Source organism: Flavobacterium sp. (assembly GCF_023151265.1).
Taxonomy (GTDB): Bacteria; Bacteroidota; Bacteroidia; order Flavobacteriales; family Flavobacteriaceae; genus Flavobacterium.
Map to the genome: position 1 here is coordinate 1 of NZ_JAKLJH010000229.1, position 1,872 is coordinate 1,872.

Below are 1,872 nucleotides of genomic sequence, written 5' to 3' on the forward strand. Positions count from 1 at the left end.
GATCTAGAGTTTGATACAATTTCTCGAGCCTTATAGCCGGTTTTTTCTACCGATTTTTCTATTAAAGCAATATCTTTTTTTCCGTCTAAAAAGTGGATCGTAGCTTTTTCAGAAGCGAAATTGACCTCTGCTTTTATACCGGGAATTTTATTCAGGTTTTTTTCAATTCGGTTTGAACAAGCAGTGCAGGTCATCCCTTCTATTTGAAATTGAGTCAGTGCTTCTTTCATAATTGCATTATACCATAGTGGGGTATAGTATGTCAAGGATTTTTCAAAAATACTATATTAATTTTTGAGAGAGTCATTATTGCAATTGAACTAAATAATATATTTGATATATTGAGTTGGCAATTATTCTGTCTTGGTCTCAGGTGCTTCAAACAAAATCATCTTGACACAGAACAAGGAAAAAATAAGGTTTTTATATTTTTACAATAGATGAAAATTGGATATTTGTTCAAAATTAGATAGTAGGTAATATGGCATTAAGTTGGAATGAAATTAAAGAACGAGCAGTTCAGTTTTCTAAAGAATGGGAAAATGACTTTAATGAAAGAGCCGAGGCGAAGTCTTTTATGGATGCGTTCTTCCATGTGTTCGGGATCAATAGAAGGCGAGTTGCAACATTTGAATTAAATGTAAAAGATGAAAGCGGCAAACAAGGATTTATCGACCTTTTATGGAAAGGGAAAATTCTAATTGAATTCAAATCAAAAGGCAAAGATTTGAATAAAGCCCATGAACAGGCTAAGGGCTATTTTCCTGGATTAAAGGATAATGAATTGCCCCGATATATTTTAGTTTCTGACTTTACAAATTTTCGTTTGTATGATTTAGAAAGCCTACAGCCGACTTCCTCCGATGAAAGAGTTGTTGAGTTCAAACTGAGTGATTTAACAAATAATGTCCAACACTTTGCTTTTATTGCAGGCTACGAGCAAAAAATCTATGAAGAGCAAGACCCTGTAAATATCAAAGCCGCCGAGCTAATGGGTAAACTCCATGATCGTTTAAAGGATATTGGATATACGGAGCATCCATTAGAAGTGTATCTAGTAAGAGTTTTATTCTGTTTATTTGCAGAAGATACTATGATTTTTGAGAAACAAGCGTTCCAAGACTACATAGAGCAACGAACAAATGAAGACGGCTCTGACCTCGCCGCAAAGTTACATGAAATATTTCAAGTTTTAAATACACCAAAAGAAAAACGATTTAAAAATATTGATGAGCAATTAAATAAATTTCCGTACGTAAATGGAAAGTTGTTTGAGGAAGTTTTACCCATTGCCAGCTTCGATTCTAAAATGCGTTATGCGTTATTGGAATGTTGCCACTTGGACTGGAGTTTGATTTCTCCCGCTATTTTTGGCTCGATGTTCCAAGCGGTAATGAACAAAGAAGAGCGAAGAAATTTAGGAGCGCATTACACTAGCGAGAAAAATATTTTAAAATTAATTGAACCACTTTTTCTTGATGAACTTTATGAAGAGTTTGACTCTGTTAAGGGGAATCGTAATAAGTTAATCGACTTTCATAAAAAGTTGGGGAATTTAAAATTTCTAGACCCAGCTTGTGGTTGTGGTAACTTCTTAGTAATCACGTATAGAGAATTACGGTTATTAGAAATCGAAGTATTAAAGATACTAAGCAAGAAAGAAATGTTTACGAATATCAAAACCGTAGTACTGATTGACGTAGATCAGATGTATGGAATTGAAATTGAAGAATTTCCCGCGAGAGTGGCTGAGGTAGCAATGTGGCTAATAGACCACCAGATGAATCAAAAACTAAGCAAAGAATTTGGAATGTATTTTTTGAGACTTCCTTTGCAGAAAGCAGCAAATATAGTTCATGCCAACGCTCTTAG

2 protein-coding genes are annotated in these 1,872 nt (G+C 34.3%); one reads left to right on the top strand and one right to left on the bottom strand.

Annotation, left to right across the window (positions count from 1 at the left end; translation table 11 throughout):
* On the bottom strand, positions 1–230 hold a 230-nt coding region (locus tag L6Q46_RS13855), incomplete at its 3' end, for a heavy metal-associated domain-containing protein (protein WP_291284806.1).
* Between the two features lie 251 nt (positions 231–481).
* On the opposite strand from L6Q46_RS13855, the gene L6Q46_RS13860 reads away from it, so the two are divergent.
* Positions 482–1,872: type IIL restriction-modification enzyme MmeI (locus L6Q46_RS13860; RefSeq protein ID WP_363315887.1), on the top strand; the 1,391-nt coding region annotated here is incomplete at its 3' end.